This is a genomic window from Roseibium sp. LAB1 (assembly GCF_054658235.1).
Genome location: NZ_BAAGIB010000002.1, coordinates 1,170,310 through 1,192,950 on the forward strand (window position 1 = coordinate 1,170,310; position 22,641 = coordinate 1,192,950).

At 61.1% G+C, this 22,641-nt stretch carries 21 protein-coding genes; 12 read left to right on the top strand and 9 right to left on the bottom strand.

The window, feature by feature from the left end; translation table 11 throughout:
* Window positions 1-15 precede the first annotated feature (15 nt).
* The 6 genes from dctP (at window position 16) to ACYQ54_RS15315 (ending at window position 5,462) form a co-directional block, all read left to right on the top strand.
* On the top strand, window positions 16-1,026 hold the full coding sequence (gene dctP, locus ACYQ54_RS15290) for a TRAP transporter substrate-binding protein DctP (protein WP_460083705.1): 1,011 nt from the start codon (window positions 16-18) through the stop codon (window positions 1,024-1,026).
* A gap of 72 nt (window positions 1,027-1,098) precedes the next feature.
* Complete coding sequence (locus ACYQ54_RS15295; protein ID WP_460083707.1) at window positions 1,099-2,199, top strand: NAD(P)/FAD-dependent oxidoreductase; 1,101 nt, start codon at window positions 1,099-1,101, stop codon at window positions 2,197-2,199.
* Entirely contained in the window at window positions 2,174-2,485 is a 312-nt protein-coding gene (locus ACYQ54_RS15300; protein ID WP_460083709.1) for a (2Fe-2S)-binding protein, read from the top strand. Before ACYQ54_RS15295 ends, ACYQ54_RS15300 begins: the two co-directional genes overlap by 26 nt.
* Window positions 2,478-3,881: an FAD/NAD(P)-dependent oxidoreductase gene (locus ACYQ54_RS15305; protein ID WP_460083711.1), complete on the top strand. Its 1,404-nt coding sequence runs from the start codon at window positions 2,478-2,480 to the stop codon at window positions 3,879-3,881. Before ACYQ54_RS15300 ends, ACYQ54_RS15305 begins: the two co-directional genes overlap by 8 nt.
* Window positions 3,878-4,219: a RidA family protein gene (locus tag ACYQ54_RS15310; RefSeq protein ID WP_460083713.1), complete on the top strand. Its 342-nt coding sequence runs from the start codon at window positions 3,878-3,880 to the stop codon at window positions 4,217-4,219. Before ACYQ54_RS15305 ends, ACYQ54_RS15310 begins: the two co-directional genes overlap by 4 nt.
* Before the next feature lie 469 nt (window positions 4,220-4,688).
* Window positions 4,689-5,462: a Stf0 family sulfotransferase gene (locus ACYQ54_RS15315; RefSeq protein ID WP_460083715.1), complete on the top strand. Its 774-nt coding sequence runs from the start codon at window positions 4,689-4,691 to the stop codon at window positions 5,460-5,462.
* Between the two features lie 4 nt (window positions 5,463-5,466).
* On the opposite strand, the gene ACYQ54_RS15320 is transcribed toward ACYQ54_RS15315, so the two are convergent.
* Window positions 5,467-6,066 carry a SagB/ThcOx family dehydrogenase gene (locus tag ACYQ54_RS15320; RefSeq protein WP_460083717.1) on the bottom strand — a complete coding sequence of 200 codons (600 nt, stop codon included), beginning with the start codon at window positions 6,064-6,066 and terminating at the stop codon, window positions 5,467-5,469.
* 256 nt (window positions 6,067-6,322) lie between these two features.
* Here ACYQ54_RS15320 and ACYQ54_RS15325 point away from each other — a divergent pair, with 256 nt between their 5' ends.
* Together ACYQ54_RS15325 and ACYQ54_RS15330 are read left to right on the top strand one after the other, a co-directional pair.
* Window positions 6,323-7,651 carry a mechanosensitive ion channel family protein gene (locus ACYQ54_RS15325; RefSeq protein ID WP_460083719.1) on the top strand — a complete coding sequence of 443 codons (1,329 nt, stop codon included), beginning with the start codon at window positions 6,323-6,325 and terminating at the stop codon, window positions 7,649-7,651.
* A gap of 54 nt (window positions 7,652-7,705) precedes the next feature.
* The gene (locus ACYQ54_RS15330) at window positions 7,706-8,119 is read left to right on the top strand and encodes a hypothetical protein (protein WP_460083721.1); all 414 of its coding nucleotides are present in this window, start codon (window positions 7,706-7,708) and stop codon (window positions 8,117-8,119) included.
* Between the two features lie 5 nt (window positions 8,120-8,124).
* Here ACYQ54_RS15330 and uraH read toward each other — a convergent pair whose 3' ends face one another.
* Window positions 8,125-8,478, bottom strand: coding sequence for a hydroxyisourate hydrolase (gene uraH, locus ACYQ54_RS15335; protein ID WP_460083723.1), 354 nt, complete (start codon window positions 8,476-8,478; stop codon window positions 8,125-8,127).
* A gap of 226 nt (window positions 8,479-8,704) precedes the next feature.
* Between uraH and puuE the strand changes: the two genes are divergently transcribed.
* The 3 genes from puuE to ACYQ54_RS15350 all read left to right on the top strand — a co-directional run bounded on the left by puuE (window position 8,705) and on the right by ACYQ54_RS15350 (window position 12,102).
* Window positions 8,705-10,099 carry an allantoinase PuuE gene (puuE, locus tag ACYQ54_RS15340; protein ID WP_460084832.1) on the top strand — a complete coding sequence of 465 codons (1,395 nt, stop codon included), beginning with the start codon at window positions 8,705-8,707 and terminating at the stop codon, window positions 10,097-10,099.
* The gene (locus ACYQ54_RS15345) at window positions 10,096-10,593 is read left to right on the top strand and encodes an ureidoglycolate lyase (RefSeq protein WP_460083725.1); all 498 of its coding nucleotides are present in this window, start codon (window positions 10,096-10,098) and stop codon (window positions 10,591-10,593) included. Before puuE ends, ACYQ54_RS15345 begins: the two co-directional genes overlap by 4 nt.
* Window positions 10,594-10,665: 72 nt before the next feature.
* On the top strand, window positions 10,666-12,102 hold the full coding sequence (locus ACYQ54_RS15350) for a uracil-xanthine permease family protein (RefSeq protein WP_460083727.1): 1,437 nt from the start codon (window positions 10,666-10,668) through the stop codon (window positions 12,100-12,102).
* A 421-nt stretch (window positions 12,103-12,523) separates the two neighbouring features.
* On the opposite strand, the gene ACYQ54_RS15355 is transcribed toward ACYQ54_RS15350, so the two are convergent.
* The 5 genes from ACYQ54_RS15355 to bhcA all read right to left on the bottom strand — a co-directional run bounded on the left by ACYQ54_RS15355 (window position 12,524) and on the right by bhcA (window position 18,335).
* Window positions 12,524-13,507, bottom strand: coding sequence for a type I glyceraldehyde-3-phosphate dehydrogenase (locus ACYQ54_RS15355; protein WP_460083729.1), 984 nt, complete (start codon window positions 13,505-13,507; stop codon window positions 12,524-12,526).
* A gap of 92 nt (window positions 13,508-13,599) precedes the next feature.
* Entirely contained in the window at window positions 13,600-14,565 is a 966-nt protein-coding gene (bhcD, locus tag ACYQ54_RS15360) for an iminosuccinate reductase BhcD (protein WP_460083731.1), read from the bottom strand.
* Between the two features lie 327 nt (window positions 14,566-14,892).
* Window positions 14,893-16,056, bottom strand: a complete 1,164-nt coding sequence (gene bhcC / locus ACYQ54_RS15365) for a 3-hydroxy-D-aspartate aldolase BhcC (RefSeq protein WP_460083733.1) — start codon at window positions 16,054-16,056, stop codon at window positions 14,893-14,895.
* 99 nt (window positions 16,057-16,155) lie between these two features.
* Window positions 16,156-17,148: a beta-hydroxyaspartate dehydratase BhcB gene (bhcB, locus tag ACYQ54_RS15370; RefSeq protein ID WP_460083735.1), complete on the bottom strand. Its 993-nt coding sequence runs from the start codon at window positions 17,146-17,148 to the stop codon at window positions 16,156-16,158.
* Window positions 17,145-18,335: an L-aspartate--glyoxylate aminotransferase BhcA gene (gene bhcA, locus ACYQ54_RS15375; protein WP_460083737.1), complete on the bottom strand. Its 1,191-nt coding sequence runs from the start codon at window positions 18,333-18,335 to the stop codon at window positions 17,145-17,147. Before bhcA ends, bhcB begins: the two co-directional genes overlap by 4 nt.
* A 170-nt stretch (window positions 18,336-18,505) precedes the next feature.
* Here bhcA and bhcR point away from each other — a divergent pair, with 170 nt between their 5' ends.
* Window positions 18,506-19,366, top strand: a complete 861-nt coding sequence (gene bhcR / locus ACYQ54_RS15380; RefSeq protein ID WP_460083738.1) for an HTH-type transcriptional regulator BhcR — start codon at window positions 18,506-18,508, stop codon at window positions 19,364-19,366.
* A 95-nt stretch (window positions 19,367-19,461) separates the two neighbouring features.
* Here bhcR and ACYQ54_RS15385 read toward each other — a convergent pair whose 3' ends face one another.
* Window positions 19,462-20,337: a bifunctional allantoicase/(S)-ureidoglycine aminohydrolase gene (locus tag ACYQ54_RS15385; RefSeq protein ID WP_460084835.1), complete on the bottom strand. Its 876-nt coding sequence runs from the start codon at window positions 20,335-20,337 to the stop codon at window positions 19,462-19,464.
* Window positions 20,338-20,501: 164 nt separating this feature from the next.
* The gene (locus ACYQ54_RS15390) at window positions 20,502-22,217 is read right to left on the bottom strand and encodes a thiamine pyrophosphate-requiring protein (protein WP_460083740.1); all 1,716 of its coding nucleotides are present in this window, start codon (window positions 22,215-22,217) and stop codon (window positions 20,502-20,504) included.
* Window positions 22,218-22,641: the final 424 nt, after the last annotated feature.

Here is a 22,641-nt window from a genome sequence, read left to right on the forward strand (position 1 = left end):
TCCAGGGAGGACAACATGCAAACCACGGGGAACATCATGAAGAAGCTTTTGACCGCGACTGCCGTCGCAACACTGATCGGCCTTTCCGGCGCTGCCCAGGCGGCCGATTTCAAGATGAGCCATGTCCGTCCGCAGGGCGCGACCATCGACGTCGAGCTGAAGGCCTATGCCGAAGCCGTAAAGGAAGCCACCGGCGGCGACGTCAATATCGAGATCTACGCCGCCTCGGCACTGGGTGACTACACCACCGTGCAGGAACGTGTGTCCGTCGGCGCCATTGAAATGGCAACCCAGCCGGCAGCAACCGGTACCGACCGGCGGATGCAGATCGCTTCTGTGCCGTTCCTGGCGTCCAACTGGGAAGAGGCCCGCAAGATCTATGGCCCCGGCGGTGTGCTGCACGAGACCATGGCCGAGCTGTTCTCCAAGCAGGACATCACCATGCTGGCGGCTTACCCGGTCTATTTCGGCGGCATTTCCCTGAACCGCGACGCCGTCACGCCCGGCACCACCGAGCCGAAAGGCATCAAGGTGCGCGTGCCCGGTATCAAGAGCTTCCAGCTCACCGGTGAAGCGCTCGGCTATATTCCGGCACCGATCCCCTTCTCCGAAGCCTTCACGGCGATCCAGGTAGGTGTGGTCGACGGTGTCATCGGCTCTGGTGCAGAGGGCTACTATGCGTCGTTCCGCGATGTCACCAAGTCCTACATTCCGGCCAACACCCATTTCGAGGTCTGGTTCATGATCATTTCCAACGAAGCTCTGTCGGGCCTCGATGAGGACGATCAGACAGCTATGAAAAAGGCTGCTGAAGACTTCGAAGCCGCCCGCTGGGTCGTCGCCGAGGAAGACCAGGGCAAGTGGGAGCAGCGTCTTTCAGATGAACTCGATGCGACGGTCGTTGAACTCACCGACGAACAGCTTGCCGGCATGGCAACCAAGGTGCGTGAAACGGTATGGCCGGAGCTTCTCAATGACGTCGGTCAGGAGTGGGGCCAGTCGATCCTCGACAAGGCTTTGAACTGAATGCTGTGAACTGACCAGCGCTCTGCCGGGCGGCCTGCGCCGCCCGGTTATCGATCTAATTCGGGAAATATCATGGAATCGGACTACGCCATCATCGGTGGAGGCGTCGTGGGGCTTTCCGTTGCCTGGGGTCTGCTCCAGCGCAGCAGGTCAGTCACCGTTCTTGACGGTGACGACGGCAGTTTTCGCGCCAGCCGCGGTAATTTCGGCCTTGTCTGGGTGCAATCCAAGGGCATGAAACAGCCCGCCTATGCCCGCTGGTCACAACGGTCTGCGGCTGCCTGGGCGGACTTCGCCGCCACCTTGCGAGATGCTACCGGTTTTGACGCGGCGCTGGAACAGAACGGCGGTTACGACCTCCATTTCTCGGACGAGACACTTGCCGAGACCGTCGCCCAATATGAAATCCTGAGGGAAAAGCTCGGCGGTGATTACCCTTATGAAATTCTGGGGCACAACGAGCTGCGCCGGGAAGAACCCGAGATCGGACCGAAGGTGGCCGGGGCCATTCTTCATCATCAGGACGGCCACGCCAATCCGCTGAAGCTGCTGCGAGGCCTTGCCGCCGGTGTACGCGGCAAGGGCGGAACCGTGCTGAACGGCAAGACGGTGGACACGGTCACGCGGGACAGCTCGTTTAAAATCAGGTGCAGCGATGGAACCGTCGTCGAAGCGGCCAAACTGGTGCTTGCCGCCGGTCTCGGCTCGGCAGCACTTGGACCAAAACTGGGCTTCATGGCTCCCATTCGGCCGCAGCGCGGCCAGGTCCTGATCACCGAAAAGCTGCCGAAGATCCTCAACCGGCCGTCCCTGATCGCCCGTCAGGTGGATGAAGGCGGCATTCAGATCGGCGCGACCAACGAGGAAGTCGGGTTCAATGACAAGGTCACCGCCAAAGGACTCGCGGGTCTCGCAGCCGAGGCGGTAACCGCCTACCCGATCCTGGCAAAGGCCCAGCTCGTGCGCAGCTGGGGAGCCTTGCGGGTACTCTCGCCCGATGGCCTGCCGATCTATCAGGAAAGCCAGGAGATGCCGGGCGCCTTTCTCTTGACCTGCCACAGCGGCATTACCCTGGCCGCCGCACATGCATCCTTCCTGCCCGACTGGCTGGAAAAGACCGACACAGCGCCAGACCTGGAGGTGTTCAGTGAAGACCGCTTCGACCTTTCGTGAACTGGAAACAGATGTTCCTCGCGTCCGCGTCCGCGTCCGGTTTGCCGGCAAGGATCTGATGTTGCGCGATGGCGGCAATCTGGCGGCCGAGCTTCTGGCGGCCGGTGTCCTGTCCTTCCGTCAGACGCCCGTATCCGGAGCGGAGCGCGGACCGTTCTGCATGATGGGCGCCTGCTTCGAGTGCCTTGTCGAAATCGACGGTGTCACCCGTCAGGCCTGCATGAGCGAGGTGACCGCCGGCATGGATATCGGCATGCCGGGAACCGAAGGAGACGGCGATGCTTGAAGCAGACCTTCTTGTTCTCGGCGCGGGTCCGGCAGGAATGGCGGCAGCCAGAACAGCGGCAGACGCGGGACTTTCCGTTCTGCTTCTGGACGAGCAGGCCCGGCCCGGTGGACAGATCTACCGCGACGTCGGAAACGTGCCAGAAGACCGGGCACAAATTCTCGGCAGCGATTACACCAAGGGACGCGTGCTCGCAGAGGCGCTCGACCATCCGATGATCCGGCATCTGACAGGCACCACCATCTGGCAGATCGAAGCAGGTCCGCGCGTCTCCTTTACCCGTGACGGCGCAGCTTCCACCGCAAAAGCCAAGCGCCTGCTGATTGCCACCGGCGCGCTGGAGCGGCCGATGCCGGTGCCGGGCTGGACGTTGCCTGGCGTGATGACCGCAGGCGCGGCACAGATCCTCTTGAAACAGTCCGGTCTTTTGTGCGAGCAGGCCGTTCTGGCAGGAAGCGGGCCTTTGCTTTACCTGGTCGCCGCCCAGATGTGCCGGGCAGGCACACCGCCACTGGCTCTTGTGGAAACACAGACATCGTCTGACAGAAAAGCTGCGCTTCGATACCTTCCCGGTGCACTCCGTGGCTGGCGTCTGCTGGCAAAGGGGCTGGGTCTGCTGGCCGAGATCCGCAAGGCGGGTGTTGCCCGCTACACCGGCGCGTCGGAGATCACCATTGAAGGCAAGACACAGGCGGAAGCCATAAACTTTGTCTCCAACGGCAAACACCACAGGCTGGACTGCGCGACAGTGCTGCTGCACCACGGCGTCGTGCCCAATACACAGGCGGCCCGTTCCATCGACGTACCGCATCATTGGAACGAAGAGCAACACTGCTTCGTGCCGAAAAAAGACGACTGGGGCCGGACAAAGGTTTCCGGCATTTTCATCGCCGGCGATGGCGCGGGAATCGGCGGGGCAATTGCCGCCCGGCTACAGGGAGCGCTTGCCGCGCTGGAGATTGCCAGCGATCTCGGAAAATCCACCCCGTCAGATCGCGACCGGACGGCAGCCCGCTTACAGCAGCAGCTGGCGATCGAACTCGCCGCGCGGCCGTTCGTGGACCGGGCTTACCCGCCGTTCAAGGAAGCTCTGGCGCCAGCCGATGACACAATCGTCTGCCGCTGCGAGGAAGTCACCGCAGGTGACATTCGCCGCTATGCCGGTCTCGGGTGCCTTGGTCCCAACCAGACAAAGGCCTTTGGACGATCCGGCATGGGCCCATGTCAGGGCCGCTATTGCGGGCTGACGGTTACCGAGCTTCTTGCTGCCGAGAATGGACGTTCGCAGGACGACACCGGCTATTACCGCATCCGGCCGCCGCTGAAACCGGTCACGCTCGGTGAGCTGGCGGCCATGACCGACCTGGAAACCGACGAACAGGAACCCGTCACATGATAGAACGCATCGAAACCGGCCCCCGCATGAGCAAGATCGTCAAGCACAATGGCGTTGCCTATTTGTGCGGCCAGGTGGGCGACGGCGCAAGTGTTGCCGACCAGACCCGGGATTGCCTGTCGCGCATCGACGCTTTGCTGGAAAAGGCTGGCTCCTCGCGCAAGAACATCCTGCAAGCCATCGTCTGGCTGTCGGACATGAGCGACTTCGCCGACATGAACTCCGTCTGGGACGCCTGGGTACCCGAAGGCCACGCCCCGGCACGTGCCTGCGGAGAATCCAAACTTGCCCGGGCGGAACTGAAGGTCGAAATCATCATCACCGCAGCCTGCGACTGATGGCGGACTGAAAGTCGTCGCCTGGCGTAACGTGAGCGCTTGCCAGCAAGACCTCAGACGCAAACGTACGCCGGTGCTACTGCCTTTGACGTCACCCCGGGCGAGCAACGCGAGACCCGGGGCCTGCTCATTTCCAGAACCTGGGTGCGGCTCTCAATGCTCCCGTTTCGGTGAGCTACCTCTACGAGCAGGCCCCGGATCTGCGCCGCGCTTTTCCGGGGTGACCGTTTTGCATAGGGTGAGGCTTGAGCGAAAACCGCGCTGCGGAACTTCTGCGAACAAACTGTCTTGCCGGTCTGCAGTTGCACTCCAAGACCTGACCGGTAACGGCGAACGCACTGACAGGGTGTTGCTCGCCGGACACCCCTTGATCAAAATCCGTCGCAATTTCAATCCTATGTCCGGCGCAAGCACCACACGTTGCTGCAGGTGTCTTGCGCCTGTCACCTATCCTTGAAATGAAGATGCCATGTCTGCCTACTCGTCCTACATCCTGTGCACCTCCCCCCGCAGCGGCAGCACGCTGCTCTGCAAGCTTCTGTCGGCAACGGGTGTATCCGGGCATCCGGGCTCCTACTTTCACGAGCCGTCCCTGGCGGCCTGGCGCGAGGACCTGAACGTTGACGTGATGCGGGAAGAAGGCGAGCGGGCACTGCTGCACCGTATATTTGCGACGGCCATCGAAAAAGGAACCCGAGGTACCGACCTCTTTGGCCTGCGCCTTCAGCGGCACAGCTTTGACTTCTTCATGAAACAACTTGCCATCCTGCATCCGGACGGTGCGAGCGATCTGGCACGACTTGAGGCCGCCTTCGGCAAGACGCTGTTCATTCACCTGACCCGCACCGACAAGGTCGATCAGGCTGTCTCCTTTGTCCGGGCCGAGCAATCCGGTCTCTGGCACAAGGCCCCGGACGGCACCGAGCTGGAGCGTTTGTCGGAACCGCAACCGCTGGAATACGATCCGGTCGCGCTGCAAGAATGCCACGACCGCTTCACCCGTTTCGACCTGGAGTGGACGGACTGGTTCGCGAGCGAAGGCATCTCACCATTGAGGATGACCTATGAGGATCTCGCCGCCGATCCTCAAGCCGCGCTGCGTCAGGTGTTGGAGCACCTCGGATGCGACGGCTCGGAGGCAGACAATGTCGTGCCGGGCGTCGCCAAGCTGGCCGATGCCACCAGCGCGGACTGGGTAACGCGTTTCCGGCAAGACCTGGACGCAGGCCATCTGGTCGCGTGATCCATCAGGCCGGGGTCGCTTCCGGTGCACCGACACAGAGCAGGATCAGGGGGGCAAGAGGGGCCTCCAGGCCAAGGATGTCTGCGGTGGCTTCGTCGTGAAAGCCGCCGACAAGCACCGCACCGAGACCTTCGGCGACTGCCTGAAGCTGCAGATTCTGCGCCGCCGCACCGGCTTCCATATGCACATAACGGGCGCCGCGTGCGCCATAAGGTGGCTGGTCGGCGAAATGCTGGCAGGGGCCGATCATGTCGGCAGCAATCGCAACGATGCAGGCCGCATCCGTGATCCACGCCGGATCGCCGATGGCTGCCCGACGAAGGTCCGGCCGCAGATCCTTGCCGTGACGCTTTGTCATTTCGAGGGTCGCGGAATCAACCGCATACAGCCCGGTTTCCAGATCGTCCACGCGGCCGGCAACGACAAACAGCCTAAGCGGGAACAGGGCATGAGCCGATGGCGCGGTTCTGCGACCTTCGGCACCGGTTTCGCCTTGAGCGGCCTGGATCAGCCTTTCCAGCGCGGTCCGGGGAACGGTTGTCTGCGTGAACTGCCGCACCGTGCGCCGCAGGGTCAGCGCATCCCGAAGTGATATCTCTGCCAAGGCTCGTCCCTCAAATCAATCTGGAGATGCTTTAGCAGCTTTGACATGCGACAGGAACCACTTGGCGCGACATGCCGATGCACCCGAGAGGAGTTGCCGGACGGTTCGGGTCGCCTAGTTACATTCCAGGGCAATCACCTATCAGGGAAACGTGGCAAGGGTGTAAAGGATTGAATTTGTTGCTAAGCTTTCGCCAGCGGACCGGAACATTGTCGCCGGTCCGTTTCCGGCGACCTTCGGGTGAAAGCGGGTAAACATGAGTCCGGACACCTTCATTGCCGCAGTTCAGTCCTGGGTCACACTGGCGCTCAGCTACCTGACTGCGCCCTGGTTTGCCTATCAGCTCGCCATCATCGCCGTCCTGTTCGGCCTGGCCAAGGTGCTGAGCCTTCGCTTTGAACCGAGGCTGGAAGCCCGTGCCCGGGAGATCAAGGGACACCCGAGCCTGCTGCGGGTGGTGGTGGCTCTGCTCCGGCGGATCGAGTGGATCTTCTTCAGCCTGTTTCTGTTCATCGCGCTCACGGTCATGCGCAGCGTCACCTGGCCGAGCCGCAGCCATTTCATTGCGATTGCCCTGTCCCTGTCGCTCGCCTGGCTGTTTGTCGCAGTACTTTCAAGAGTTATCCGCAACCGGCTGGTGGCCAGATCGCTCAGCTGGCTAGCCTGGATCTATGTCGCGCTGGTCATTCTGGGTTTCGACGACGAGGCCGGCACGTTCCTCGACAGTCTGGCGTTGCCGCTCGGCGAGATGCGGCTGTCGCTGCTGCTGATCCTCAAGGCGGTCCTGCTTCTGATCGCAACCATATGGGTCGCGGTGGTTGTCGGGCGCTATTTCGATGAGCAGGTTCAAAAGTCGGACGAGCTGACCCCTTCGATCCGAGTGCTGGTCGGCAAGGTCGCCAAGTTCGGGCTGATTCTGGTGGCCGGGATGATCGCTCTGTCATCCGTCGGAATCGATCTGTCCGCGTTCACGGTCTTTACCGGGGCCGTCGGCCTTGGTCTCGGATTCGGCCTGCAGAAGGTCATTTCCAACTTCATTTCCGGCATCATAATCCTGCTCGACAAGTCGATCAAACCGGGCGACACCATCTCGCTGGAAGGCACGTTCGGCTGGATCCGCGAGTTGCGTGCCCGCTTCGTTTCCGTCGTGACGCGAGACGGACGCGAGTATCTGATCCCGAACGAGGACTTCATCACCCACCGGGTGATCAACTGGTCCTTCAGCGACGAACTTGTCCGTCTCGACGTCAATTTCGGCGTTTCCTACGATGCCGATCCGCATGAGGTCAGCAAGTTGGCCATCGAAGCTGCGATGACCGTTAGCCGGGTCGAAAACTCCCGGCGCCCGGTCTGCTGGCTGACGGGGTTTGGCGACAGTTCGCTCGACTTCGTCCTGCGCTTCTGGATCCGCGACCCGCAACAGGGCCTCACCAATGTGCGCGGCAAGGTGCTGCTGGCGCTGTGGGATACGTTCAAGGAAAACGAGATCGGCATCCCGTATCCGCATCGGGAGATTATTTTGAAGAAGGAGACGGGTGAAATGTCTGCCGTACGTGTCAATCTAGAGCGCTCTCCAGCCGATTGAATGGGCTGCCCGTATTGCCGCGGGCGTTGGCGTCGGTGCCAAAAGGGTCGGTAAATGGCTTACGCCGTAAAGGTGGAAATTCGAGATCTCGATGCGATGCATTTCAGTCTGCCGCGTCAGAAAACCATGTATGGCGGCAAGAACATTTCTGCCGGTGACGTGATCTTCGTCTTTGCGAGTGAAAATGAGGGCGGACCGGGTCTGATCGCTCGAGGTGTTGTATCCACCGTCGAAGCCGTGCCGAGGCTGGAGAATGTGGACCGTCAGGTCCCGCGCGTGAATTTGGAGATCAGCCGGGACGCAACAGCGCAACGTCCGCTTGGCCGGGCTCACTTGCGTCCCTTCAACGACTGGAAGGACGGCCGGCCGGAAACCGAACTCAATTTCAAGTTCTACCGGCAGGCGACCAACAAGGTGGTTGGCTTGAGCGCTGAAACGACACGGTTTCTGCAGAGTTTCTTTAAATAGAAGCCTCAGCTGCCCCGATAGGTCGAATAGCTGAATGGCGAGACAAGAAGAGGCACGTGGTAGTGGGCCTCCTCCGACATGCCGAATCGCAGCGGTACCACGTCGAGGAATTTCGGTTCCGGCAGCTTGATGCCTGCGGCGTCGAAATAGGCGCCGACATGGAACACCAGCTCGTAGGTTCCGGTCTTGAATTCGTCTTTTGGCAGGATCGGGCTGTCGGTGCGGCCGTCGTCGTTGGTTTCGAGGCTGCGGACATAGGTCCGGCTTTCGCCGTCGATTGCATAAAGATCGATCTTGATGCCTTTTCCAGGGCAGCCCTGGGCGGTGTCGAGCACGTGGGTTGTCAGGTAACCGGCCATCGTGGCCTCCTCCAGATGTCAGATTGCGCGCATGATGCTGTGGGCCTCACCCGAAGGGCACCCGTGGTTCACAGGAAGCACTTTCTAAAAAGACGAGAAAGTCATGTCCATTATTCTGTTTTATAAGAAGACAACATGCCAGCCCTTGAATGAGGCATAGTCTTTGCTTGGTTCAAAATCCGTTGGTATCACGAGGAGGTCCGTCTTGAATCGCTATTCCCGGAACATGCGTGGCTATGGTCAGAACCCGCCGGATCCAAAGTGGCCGGGTGGAGCCAGGGTCGCTGTCCAGTTCGTGTTGAACTACGAGGAAGGCGGCGAGAATTGCGTGTTGCACGATGATGCCGCGTCAGAGGCGTTCCTGTCCGATATTCCAGGTGCTGCCCAGTGGCAGGGCAAGCGTCACTGGAACATGGAATCCATCTATGAATACGGCGCGCGCGCCGGCTTCTGGCGCCTGCACCGGCTGTTCACCCGGGCCGGCATTCCGCTGACCATCTACGGGGTCGCCTCCGCGCTTGCCCGCAGTCCGGAACAGGTCCAGGCCATGAAGGACGCCGGCTGGGAAATCGCCAGCCACGGCCTCAAGTGGGTCGAGCACAAGGACATGCCCGAGGCGGAGGAACGCGCGGCCATTGCCGAGGCAATCCGCCTGCACACGGAAGTGGTCGGCAGCCGTCCACTCGGCTGGTACACCGGCCGCTGCTCGGAAAACACCGTCCGCCTTGTCGCCGAGGAAGGTGGATTTGCCTATATTTCCGACACCTATGACGACGATCTGCCCTATTGGCTGGATGTCGACGGCCGGGATCAGCTGATCATTCCCTATACGCTGGAAGCCAACGACATGCGCTTCGCGACCGCACCGGGATGGACGGACGGTGAGGATTTCTTCCTCTACCTGAAGAACGCTTTCGACATGCTCTATGAGGAAGGTTCGACGGACACGCCAAAAATGATGTCCATCGGCCTGCATTGCCGCCTTGTCGGCCGTCCGGGCAAGATCATGGCGCTGAAGAAGTTCATCGATCATATCCAGACCCATGACGGCGTCTGGTGCCCGCGACGGCTCGAGATCGCGGACCATTGGGCCAAGACCCATCCGCCGCAGAAAGGCCTTCGCCCCAGCCGTATGGAAAAAGCCGAGTTCGTCAAAACCTTCGGCGGCATCTTCGAGCATTCCCCCTGGATTGCCGAACGCGCCTTCGACCTTGAACTCGGCCCGGCCCATGACTGCGCCGCCGGTGTTCACAATGCTCTGTGCCGGATGTTCCGTTCCGCCAGCGAAGAAGAACGCCTCGGCGTTCTGACCGCACACCCGGACCTTGCCGGCAAGCTGGCACAGGCCGGCCGCCTCACGGCGGAAAGCACCAACGAACAGGCCAGCGCCGGTCTCGACATGCTGACCGACGAGGAACGCGAGACTTTTACCCGGCTGAACAATACCTACGTCGAAAAACACGGCTTCCCGTTCATCATCGCAGTGCGCGATCATGACAAGGCCTCGATCATGGCTGCCTTCCAGCGCCGGATCGACAATGACCGTGCGACGGAATTCGGGGAAGCCTGCCGTCAGGTGGAACGGATTGCCCAGTTCCGGCTCAAGGACCTGCTGCCGTGAGCCGTCTCATTGCCCCATCGATCCTGACCGCAGAGGCCTTCGCCCCCTATGGCGATGTTCTCGAGGTGGCGGGTGCGCCCGACAAAATCATAAATCAGGGCATGTGCGGCCGTCATCACGACCGGGCAAAGCTCGACTTCGGCGAAGGCCGGGCAGGCATCAGCCTGTTCGATGCCAAGGCCCGGTCGTTTCCCTATGTCGTCGACATGGTCGAGCGTCACCCGGAAGGCAGTCAGGCCTTCATTCCGCTGGACGGTGTGCCGATGCTTGTTGTCGTCGCTGACGACGAGAACGGCCAGCCGGCCAACCTGAAGGCATTCATCAGCCAGCCCGGACAGGCGATAAACCTGTATCGCGGCACCTGGCACGGTGTTTTGGCGCCGCTTTGGCAAGCGGGCCGCTACGCGGTCGTGGACCGCATCGGGGAAGGAACCAACCTGGAGGAACACTGGTTTCCCGACCCTTGGACAGTGGAGGCCGACAACAAGGAATAAGCCTCCCTTTCAGAACGATCCCTGCCCGCTCAACGAGGCGGAGACGTTCATACGACCTTCAGAGGAGCAGAAATGTCTAATTCGTCGATCGGATCTCCGGAGCAGCTCCGGGATCCCAATTACACGCCACCGCTATACAAGGCGATCCCGCTTGGCATCCAGCATGTCCTGGCCATGTTCGTCTCCAACGTCACACCTGCCATCATCGTGGCCGGTGCAGCCGGCTTCGGTTTCGGGTCCAATTCTCCCGACTTTCCGGAACTGCTTTATCTCATCCAGATGTCCATGGTCTTCGCCGGGGTCGCGACCCTGTTGCAGACGATCACCCTCGGCCCGGTCGGCGCGGCCCTGCCCATCGTTCAGGGCACCTCCTTTGCCTTCCTGCCGATCATGATCCCGCTTGTCGCCGGCAAGGGCGTCGACGGTCTGGCGGCACTCTTCGGTGGTGTCATCATCGGTGGTTTCTTCCATGCCTGCCTGGGTCTGGTCATCGGCAAGATACGCTTCGCCCTGCCACCGCTGGTGACAGGACTTGTGGTGACCATGATCGGCCTCGCGCTGGTTCAGGTCGGCATCCAGTATGCTGCCGGCGGTGTTCCAGCCATCGGCACACCGGAATATGGCTCATTGATCAACTGGGCTGCCGCTCTGGTGGTGATCGTGGTAACTCTCGGACTGAAGTTCTTCGGCAAGGGCATGATGTCGGTCTCCGCGGTGTTGCTCGGCCTGATCGCCGGTTACATCTTCGCGCTGGCCACCGGCATGCTAACCTTCGAAGCAGTCTCGACCTCCTGGGACCGTGCGGCCGTCTTTGCCCTGCCACAGCCGTTCAAATACGGTTTTGAATTCTCCTTTGCAGCCGTGCTCGGCTTCTGCCTGATGGCCTTCGTGTCGGCGGTGGAAACCGTTGGCGACGTCTCCGGCATCACCAAGGGCGGTGCCGGCCGAGAAGCCACGGACAAGGAAATTGCCGGAGCGACCTTTGCCGATGGTCTTGGAACGGCCATCGCCGGTTTCTTCGGCGGTTTCCCGAACACCTCCTTCAGCCAGAATGTCGGCCTCATCGCCATGACCGGTGTCATGAGCCGCCATGTGGTGACCATCGGAGCGATCTTCCTGATCGTCTGCGGCCTGATCCCGAAGGTCGGCGCGGTGATCCGCACCGTTCCGATCGAGGTTCTTGGCGGCGGTGTCATCGTGATGTTCGGCATGGTTGTTGCCGCCGGTATCTCGATGCTGTCGGATGTGAACTGGAACCGGCGCAACATGGTGATCTTCGCCATCTCGCTGTCCATCGGCCTCGGCCTTCAGCTGGAACCGGGCGCCCTGCAGCACATGCCGGATACCGCGCGCATCCTTCTGACCAGCGGTCTGCTGCCGGCGGCCTTGATCGCCATCGTCCTCAACCTGGTGCTGCCGGAAGAACTCTCCGACGAATCCACCGAAGAGGTTTCCGGCGGTCTCTCCGGCCACGGACGCGGCTCCCTGCCGAAGGAAGAAACGGCGTAAGGGCAAGCGCTTCAGGAACATGAGAAAGGGCCGCACCAGCGGCCCTTTTTTGTGGCCTCTGGCACGTCATGCCGGACGCAGCGCAGCGAAGATCCGGGACTGGTGAGCCGGGATCTGCCGGTCATCACGTGGAAATACCCTGGTCCTGTCACTTCCCGATCCCGGCTCGCACGTCGTTTGGCCGGGATGTCCATGGTGGGGTTTTGCCCGTCTGAGAGACTGGCAGTGAATTGATCAGAGACCTTGCATCTGATCTCTCAACGTCATTCCGGACAAGGGAGGTGCAGCCGGACGCAGATCCGGAATCCAGACATATTTCGCGCTGCAAGCGCGGCCAATTTTCTTCTGAGGTATTCGCGGCGCGCAGGTTATGGCACTTGTCAGGACCGACAGCAAAAGGAGAGCTTGTGGGCTTCTCCCCTTACCGCCCCGCCATCAGCCGCGCCATGTCGATCATGCGGGCGGAAAAGCCCCATTCATTGTCGTACCAGCCGAAGATGCGCACCTGGTAGTCATTGGCTTCAAGCGTTTCGGGCAGATGGATTACCAGGGATTCCGGACGGGCCCGCATATCCGTGGACACGACCCGGTCACGCACAAAGCCGATCACCGGATTACCGGCAAAGATCTCGAGCAGCTTGTCGTTGAACGGTGCCTTGACGGGCTGTGCCAATGTCACCGTCAGGTCGACGGCCGAAACACTGATCGCCGGAACACGCACGGCAGCTCCGCTCACCTTGCCGGCAAGCTGGGGCAGCACGTCGCCGACGAGCCTGGTGGCACTTGTGGTGGTCGGAACCATGGAGACGCCCCCGGCGCGGCTGCGCTCCAGCGGGCCGCGCGGAGCGTCCACCATCGGCTGACTGCCGGTGTAGCAGTGAATGGTGGTCATATGCCCGCTCTTGATGCCGATGGCATCATCGAGACCGCGCAGGAGCGGGGCGAGCGCGTTGGTGGTGCAGGAGCCGTTGGAGACGATACGGTGGCTGCCGAGCTGTTCCTCGTTAGCCCCCAGAACCAGCGTGACGTCCGCCGCCTTTGAAGGACCGGAAACCAGAACGTTTTTTGCCCCGGCTCTGAGACCACGCTCGGCGATATCGCGCGTATCAGCCTTGCCGGTGCATTCCATCACCACATCAACCTCGGAAAGGTCGAGGAGAGACAGATCAGGCTCGGCGGAAAACACGATCTCGCGCCCATCCACCGTCAGTGTGCCGTCACCCGCCGTGACCTCGCCCGGCCATGGACCGAAAACGCTGTCATATTTGAAGAGATACGCACAGGTCTCCAGCGGTGCGATATCGTTGATCCGCACCACTTCTATTCGTTCCGTTTCCGGGAGTTTGAGCACCTGACGCAAAACTGTCCGGCCGATCCGGCCGAACCCGTTGATCACAATCCGCATTCTCACGACCTAGTTCCGTCGGATGAGACCCCGGAAGGACGGCCAGGAGCTGATCCGGGGAGGACGCGCCGGCTGTGCCTGTCTTCGAAGCCTCAAAAGTCCACTTCGATTGCGACGCCTTTCCGGATTGCCAGATCGACCGCAGCGGATGCCACGGCAAGGTCCTGAAGGCCGACGCCGGTACCGTCGAAGAGGGTAATATCGCTCTGCGACGTCCTGCCCGGATGATTACCATTAATGACTGCGCCGATCTCAATTATATTGTCCTCAGAGACAATTCCGGCGGCGACCGCATGCTGGCATTCGCCGATCGTTGCCGACTGTGCAACTTCGTCGGTGAAGAGCTTTGCCCTGGCAACAAGCGCAACATCGACTTCCTGCTTGCCCTTGGTATCGGTCCCCATGCAGGCAATATGCGTGCCCGGTGTGACGTGCTCCTCCATCAGAATGGGATCGAAGCTGGAGGTGATCGATACGATCACGTCGGCTTCCGCACCCAGCCTGTCCAGATCGACGGATTCGTAGGGAAGGCCCAGCTCGCTGGCGGTCTCTTCCAGGCGCACCAGCCTGTCCGGGTGAAGGTTCCAGCCGAGCACCTTTTCGAAATTGCGCTGTTCGGCCGCGGCCCGCATCTGGAATGCCGACTGGTGGCCAGCCCCGATCATGCCAAGCACCTTCGCGTCCTTGCGTGCCAGATGCTTGATGGACACTGCCGAAGCTGCCGCCGTTCTGAGCGCCGTCAGAAGGTTGCCGCCGACAACGGCCTTTGCCTTGCCGGTATCGGCATCGAACAGGAACACGGTCGACTGATGGTTGGTAAGCCCCTTTGCCATGTTGCCCGGCCAGTAGCCCCCGGACTTCAGGCCAAGCGCCAGAGACGACCGGTCGAAGCCGGACTTGAAACCATAAAGCGCATCGGCATGTCCGATTGCCTCACGGATAACCGGAAAATTATAGGCCGCTCCGCTCGCCATGGCGGCAAAGACGCTCTCGACGGCCTCGAAGGATTCCTGGCGGCCGATGAGGCCGGCGATTTCCTTTTCAGGAACGATGATCATGTATGTCTCCAGCAAAACATCTTCTTCACCCCCGACCTCATCCTGAGGAGGTGCGAAGCGCCGTCTCGAAGGATGGGCGGCTCGCTCGGAGTATTTGGCCCATCCTTCGAGACGGACCTGCGGTCCTCCTCAGGATGAGGATGTGGTTGGTTCAGGGCGCTGCAAAACGCCTCCCCTCCATCGTCATCCCGGACGCAGCGGAGCGGAGATCCGGGACCGGGGAGCCGGGGTGTATCGGGTTAATCCCGAAGACAATGGGGCTCTCCGGTCCCGGCTCGCGCTGCGCTTGGCCGGGATGACGAAGGGGAGGCTGGGAGATCGTGGTTCTCAATAAGCCTTGCCGCGGGCCGAGACCGGCCAGACCGTCTCGACCTTGCCGCCTCGCACGCCGACATACCAGTCGTGAACGTTGGCGGTCGGGTCGCAGTGGCCCGGAACCAGCTTCAGCTTCTCGCCCACCTGCAAAACACCCTTCGGATCGGCAATGACACCGTGCTCGTCCGAGCATTTGACATATTCGACATCGCTGCGGCCGTAGATGAACGGCAGGCCGCTGTCGACGGACTGGGCTTTAAGGCCCGCATCGCAGATCGCCTTGTCGGCTTTTGCGTGGCTCATTACCTGGGTCAGGATGAAGAAGGCATTTTCCCATTCACCCTGGTCGATGCGCTTGCCGTCCTTATCAAGGATCCGGCCGTAATCCGCATCCATGAAGGCGTAGGAACCACATTGCAGCTCGTTGTAGACGCCGGAATTGGACTCAAAATAGTAGGAGCCCGTGCCGCCGCCTGAAACGAGTTCCGGTTCCAGACCTTCCTTCTTCAACGCCTCGACAGCGTCCTTGACCATGGCGATGGCGATGTCGAGTTTTTCCTTGCGGGCCTCAAAGCTGTCGATGTGCTGCATGGCGCCCTGGTAGGCCTGGATACCGGAGAACTTCAGGTTTCTGGCTACATCCACCGCCTTGGCGATCTCGACGACGGCGTCGCTCGTGGTCACGCCGCAGCGACCGGCGCCGCAATCGATCTCGATGAAGACTTCCAGAGTAGTGTCGTGTTTGACGGCAGCCTCTGACAGGTCCGCGACATTGGCAAGATCATCCACGCAAACGATCGTGCGGCAGCCGTATTTCGGTAGCTGCGCCAAACGGTCGATCTTTTTCGGGTCGCGCACCTGGTTGGAGACAAGAATGTCCTTTATGCCGCCACGGGCGAAAACTTCGGCTTCCGAAACCTTCTGGCAGCAGACGCCGACAGCACCGCCGAGACGTTCCTGCAACTTGGCAACATCCACCGACTTGTGCATCTTGCCATGGACCCGGTGGCGCATGCCATGGGCCTTGGCGTAGTCGCCCATCTTCTTGATGTTGCGCTCCAGCGCATCGAGATCGAGCACCAGGCAAGGCGTCTGGATATCGGCCTCATCCATGCCCGGAAGGGCCGGAATGTCATAGCCGACTTCGAGTTTTTCAAATCCGGTTTGTGCGTTCATTTCGTACTTCTCCAAGTGGCCTATACGTTCCGGATCAACCAGCTTTCGGATTTCATCCGAATGCTGAAAAGTTGATCGTTTTTAAAGCGGTGGAGCATCTTAGCTGCGTTCCTCGGAACGCAGGATGCTCCAGGGCAATTTGCCGAGATCGACATTGCCGCCGGTGATAATCACCCCGACGCGCTTGCCGGCGAAGACGTCCCTGTTCTTCAGGATGGTTGCCAACGGCACGGCGGAGGAAGGTTCCATGACGATCTTCATCCGTGCCCAGATCAGCCGCATGGCATCGACAATTTCCTGTTCCGAGGCAGTCAGGATGTCGGTGACGTGGTTGGAGACGAAGTGCCAGGTCAGCTCCTTGAGCGGCACCTTCAGCCCGTCGGCAACGGTGTTCGGTGCGTCGTCGGCAATGATGTGGCCGGCCTTGAAACTGCGCGCGGCATCATCCGCCTGCTCCGGTTCCGCAGCAAAGATCTCCACGCCTGGTGCCAGGTTCGACAGGGTCAGACACGTGCCGGACACCATGCCGCCGCCGCCGATCGGAGCGATCACCGCGTCAAGGCCGTCCGTCTGCTCCAGCAATTCCTTGGAACAGGTGCCCTGCCCCGCGATCACACGCGGGTCGTTATAGGGATGAACGAACTCCGCGCCGGTGCGGGCTTCAACCTCGGCAAAGACCGCTTCGCGGCTGGAAGTGGACGGCTCGCACTCGGTGATGATGCCGCCATAACCGCGCACCGCGTCCTTCTTGGCCTGCGGCGCAGTTCGCGGCATCACCACGTGGCAGGGAATGCCCCGTCGACCGGCTGCATAGGACAGGCTGAGCGCGTGATTGCCCGACGAATGGGTGGCGACACCGGCCTTGGCGGTTTCCTCGTCCAGACCGAAGACGGCATTCGACGCACCGCGCACCTTGAAAGCACCCGCCTTCTGGAAGTTCTCGCATTTGAAGAACAGCTCCGCACCGGTCAATTCGTTCAGGAACGATGAGGTCATGACCGGCGTGCGGTGGATATGCGGCTTGATGCGCTCATGGGCGACGAGCATGTCCTCGAGCGTCGGAATGTACTGGGTCAGGGCGTCGGTTTTCATGCGGCTTCCTTCGAGGCAATGGCGCTGTCGCTGCGATAGACTTCCTGGGCGGCCGCAACACCGGCGCCGAGTTTGATGTTGAGGCCGAGATCGGCCATGACCATTTCGGCGGTCGCCAGCCCCGACAGCATCATGACGTCGGTCAGGCTGCCGAGATGGCCGATGCGGAAGACCTTGCCTGCGACCTCTCCAAGGCCGACGCCAAAGGCGACACCGTATTTGCCGGCAGCATGGGTCACGATGCTGGTGGCGTTGAAGCCCTCGGGCGTGCGGATTGCGCTGACAGTGTCCGAATAGACGTCAGGTGTCCGGGCGCAAAGCTCCAGGCCCCAGGCCCGGACAGCGGCACGCACGCCTTCGGCAATGCGGTGGTGGCGGGCAAAGACGTTGTCGAGCCCTTCCGTGAGCAGCATGTCGCAGCTCTGCTTCAGACCGTTCATCAGACCGACGGCCGGCGTATAGGGATAGGCGTTGTTGGCGTAGGCCTTCATCATGTCGCGAACATCGAAAAAGGTGCGCGGCAGCCTGGCGCTTTCTACGGTGGCCTGCGCCTTTGGCGACAGGGCGATGATGGCAAGGCCCGGCGGCAGCATGAAGCCTTTCTGGGATCCGGTGATGGCAGCATCAACGCCCCATTCGTCCATGCGGAAATCCATGGAGGCAATGGAGCTGACGCCGTCGACGAAGAGCAGGGCCGGATGCTTTGCGGCATTCAGCGCGCGGCGCACCGCGGCAATGTCGGATTTGACGCCTGTCGCGGTTTCATTGTGCGTTGCCAGAACGGCCTTGATCTCGTGATTGGTATCCGCGGCAAGGATTTCCTCGTAGCGGTTCGCCGGCAATCCCGTGCCCCAGGGCGCTTCGACAACTTCAACTTTCAAACCGTGGCGCTGGCACATGTCGATCCAGCGATGGCTGAACATGCCGTTGCGGGCAGCCAGGATCTTGTCGCCAGGGCTCAAGGTGTTGGTGATGGCTGTTTCCCATCCGCCGGTGCCGGTCGACGGAAACAGGAACACCTCGGCGGTTTCCGTCTTCAGGACCTTTTTGACGCCGGCAAGCGCTGGCTGCAGGATCTGTCCGAACAGCGGCGAGCGATGGTCCAGGGTCGGCATGTCGCAGGCTCTGCGGAGCGCTTCCGGCATGTTGGTGGGGCCGGGAATGAAAACAGGATTCTGGAAGCTCATGGCCGTTTCCTCTTATGAATTTTGAGAAACGGTACTGCGCAAGGGCAAAGTTCCGCAATTTTTTTAAAATATTTTTTCAGAACTGTAATTTTCAGAAATTACCAATCTTGTCAGTGTGTTATATTTTTCATATGATGAATTGATTTTTCATATTGGTAAAAAGTGATCTGATGACAGACCAGAAAACCGATACTTCCAGCACAAGGCGCGCCCGCGGACGGCCGCGGGCCTGGGACGACAAGACCGAGCAGAACACCATCAAGTCGCTCGACCGGGCCATGGCCGTGTTTGAGCATCTGAGCACCCAGTCCGGCGTCTCGCTGTCGGCCCTGTCGGAGCAGCTTGGCGAATCCACGGCGACGCTCTACCGCATCCTGTTTACGCTGGAGGCACGCGGCCTGGTGGAATTCGACCAGGCCCAGCAGCTCTGGCACATCGGCCCGGGGGCCTTCATCATCGGCGCACGCTTTCTCAGGCGCACCAGTCTGGTGGAGCGGGCTCGCCCGATCCTGCGCTCTCTGATGGAACAGACGGGAGAAACGGCCAATCTGGGTGTGGCGCAGGCAGATCAGGTGCTGTTCGTCAGCCAGGTTGAGACCCACGAAAGCATTCGTGCGTTTTTCCCGCCCGGCACATTGTCGCCGCTGCATGCCTCCGGCATCGGCAAGGCACTGCTGGCCTTCATGGACAAGGATCAGTGCAAACGCATCCTGCGGCAAACCGACCGGGAACGCTTCACCGAACACACGCTGTGCGACGCGGACCTGCTGGCCGCGGATCTGGAGACGATCCGTGCGCGCGGGTATTCGATCGACGGGGAGGAAAAGAACCTCGGCATGCGCTGCATAGCGGCGCCCGTGTTCAATCACTATGGCGAGGCTGTCGCCGGGCTGTCCGTGTCCGGCCCCACCAGCCGCGTCAGCCCGGACAGGATCGCCCCCTTCGCGGAAGCGGTGAAGGCGGCGGCCGCTGCACTGACCGCCGCCCTCGGTGGTGAAGTCACTTCGCCGCAAAGGAAGACCGTGGAATGAGGACGTCTTCCCTACCTTCGGTCCTTCCAAAGATACAGCCGCTCCCGCCCACTGCCTCATTCTGAGGAGGACGTGGCAAGGAGAGGCTTTTCTCTTTACTCTGCAGCGCTGCGGAAGCTCTGCCGGGCACCGGCCTCGAAGCGGCCGGCCGGCTGCAGTTTCATGTGCCGATTGACGTCCTTGTAGAGGAGATAGCGGAACGGACCCGGACCGCCGGCATAGCAGGCTTGCGGGCAGAAAGCGCGCAGCCACATGTAGTCGCCAGCCTCGACCTCGACCCAGTCCTGGTTGAGGCGATAGACCGCCTTGCCTTCCAGGACATAAAGCCCGTGTTCCATCACATGAGTTTCAGCGAAGGGAATAACCGCCCCCGGCTGGAAGGTAACGATGTTGACATGCATGTCGTGGCGCACGTCTTCGGGGTCGACAAAACGGGTCGTTGCCCATTTGCCGTCCGTACCGGGCATCGCACGCGGTTCGATATCGTTTTCGTGGGTGACGAAAAGGGTCGGCCGCTCCAGACCGTCGACAGGCTCGAACGCCTTGCGGACCCAGTGGAACCGCACCGGCTCGCTGCCTGTGTTCTTCAGGGCCCAGTCGGTTTGCGGCGGCAGGAAGGCGTAGCTTCCGGGCTTCAGGTCGTAACGCTGACCCTCGGCCGTCAGAACGGCCTCCCCCTCGACAACGAACAGGACGCCTTCGGCTGAAGGGTCGGTCTCCGGCCGGTCGGAGCCGCCACCCGGCGAGACTTCGACGATGTACTGCGAGAAGGTTTCGGCAAACCCGGACAATGGCCGAGACAGCACCCACAGGCGGGTCTTGTTCCAGAACGGCAGATAGCTGGTGACGATGTCACGCATCGTGCCTTTCGGGATGACCGCATAGGCATCGGTAAAGACGGCCCGGTCGGTCAGGAGTGTTTCCTGACCGGGGTGACCGCCGGTCGGCGCGTAATAGGATCTTGGGGACATGGACTGGGACACGGCCAACCTTCTTCTTCAACAAAACCAGTTGCCGGGAACTATGACTTGCCTTTCGATACCGGACCACGGGGCATGTCCGAAGAGCTCCTTTCGGAAAAACAAGATAATCGTCCCTTGATTTTCTTAATCTTCCAATTAATCGAGCCTATGCCTCAAGCCCGCGCGATGGCGATGTTGAGCAGGACCTGCCGCTTTTCCTCCGTCGCCACCTTGATGGCACGTTCCAGCGCTGCCGGCAGGGCGTCGCCTTCCGTCACCGTCTCGGTATAAGCGCGGCTGGCTTCGGCAGTTCTGGTGAAATCCGGGCTTGGCCGAAGCGACGTCAGCGGCACATCATTGGCCTTGCTGGCAAGGCCGTCCTTATAGGTGCCCACCACAGAATGACGCACCGCGCCCCATTCCTCGTTGTTCAGCACCAGCGTGATGACCGGCAACGCATGCGCCTCGGCGACCATGTGGCAGGCCGTCGGGTTGGCGAACATGTAGCTGCCGTCGCCGATTGTTGCGAAGACCAACCGGTCGCGATCGGCGAGCTGCGCGCCAAGCGCTGCGGCAAGGCCCCAGCCAAGCCCCCCGGAATGAGGTTCCTGGAAGTAGCTGTTCGGTTGCTCCAGATCGAGCGGCTCAAGCGGACAACCAAGTTCATGGAAGATGGTGGCCTTCCGTCCCTTGATGGCGCGGCCAAGGCAAAGACTGACCCAGTCCTTGCTCATCGGCCCGGAATTGCCGCGCTTGGCCCGGCCGACAACCTCCGCACGATTGGCGGAGGACAGTTCGGCAATACGATGTCTGCGAGCGTTCAACGCGGCTTCGTCGCGCGGGCGCGTCTGCATTTCGGCAATCAGTGCCAGCACCGTCTGTGCGGTTTCGCCTGCCAGGGTCACATCCGCCTGAAAGTTGCGGATCGGAGTGCGGGAAAAGAGCGGATCCGGCCCGAGCTGGATCACGGTGACGTCGTCGCGAAGCGTAACCTTGTCCGGCCACCAGGGCGCCAGAGAATTCATCACCAGCACCACGTCCGCCTCGGCAAGCAACGCTTCCGGCGACGCTCCTACCTGCATCGGGTGCGACAGGGGCACGGAAAGCTGATTGGCCCAATAGTGCGACAGCGGCAGGGCCCAGTCCGTCAGGAACGGTCCGAGGGCCGCAAAGGCTCCTTCCGATCCAGCGCCGCGCTGGCTGATGATCAACGGGCTTTTTGCCTGTGCCAGCAGATCCGCTGCCCGTTTCAGGGAAGCGGGGTCCGGTGCGGCAATGACGGGTGCCTGTTTCGAAGGTGTATCGAGGCCATCGGGCGGGGTTTGCCCGCACAGAACTTCTCGCGGCAGGCTGAGATAGACGGGCCCTTTGGGCGTGGAATTGGCGATGGCCCAGCCCCGGTCGAAGAGATCCGCGATCTGCTCGGGGAAGCGCAGTTCATAGTCCCACTTGGTAACCTCGCGGATCAGCGCGGTCTGGTCGAACATTTCCTGCCCCCAGCCGATCGGAACCGTGCGGGCACCGAAGCGGCCGCCTTCCATCACCGGTGTGCGACCGGACATCATCAGGACGGGGATCTGGTCGCACCAGGCATTGATGGCCCCGGTGATGCCGTTGGAAAGCCCCACATTGGTGTGCAGCATGACCGACTGGATCCTGCCCGAGATCTGGTAGTAACCATGCGCCATGCCCACGGCGACATGCTCGTGCGGCACCGTGATCGGTACCGGCAGGTCGAGCCCGCTCTGGGTCGCTTCGATCAGTCCCTCGATGATCGGTGGGAAATCCGTTCCGGAATTGGCAAAGACATAGTCGACGCCAAGCGCTTTCAACTTGCCGAACACCGCGCCACCCGCGGTAATCGTGGTGCTGTCCATCCGGTCGGCCATGCCGTGCTCCCGTGTCCGCTTGTAATGCAGGATGCAGAAATTGCGCGGCAATTCAGGGCCTTGCGGAAAAAGGACCCGACTGAACCCGGGCGCATTCACATCTGCTTTGACGCGCACCCTAGACGATAAAAAACAGCGATGGGCGGGAAATGAAAGTCGGCCGGCATGTTTTCTCAAGACCGCGATTGTCGCTGTCACAATGATTGCCGCCGGAGCTGATCAACCAGGTTTGCGACGGCACCGCGCCGGTTTAAAAAGCCTGCCAGCGGTGGCCGCCCGCGTCGGCCAACTGATGTTGAACGATCTGTAAGACAGCAGCTGCGGATACGCTGGCGAGGCTCCGCAACCTGATGACCTGACGGGTTTTTTGCCCTGCCAAACAGCTGATCCTGTTCCGGCCTTGCCGCCAACGCGACAAGGCGGA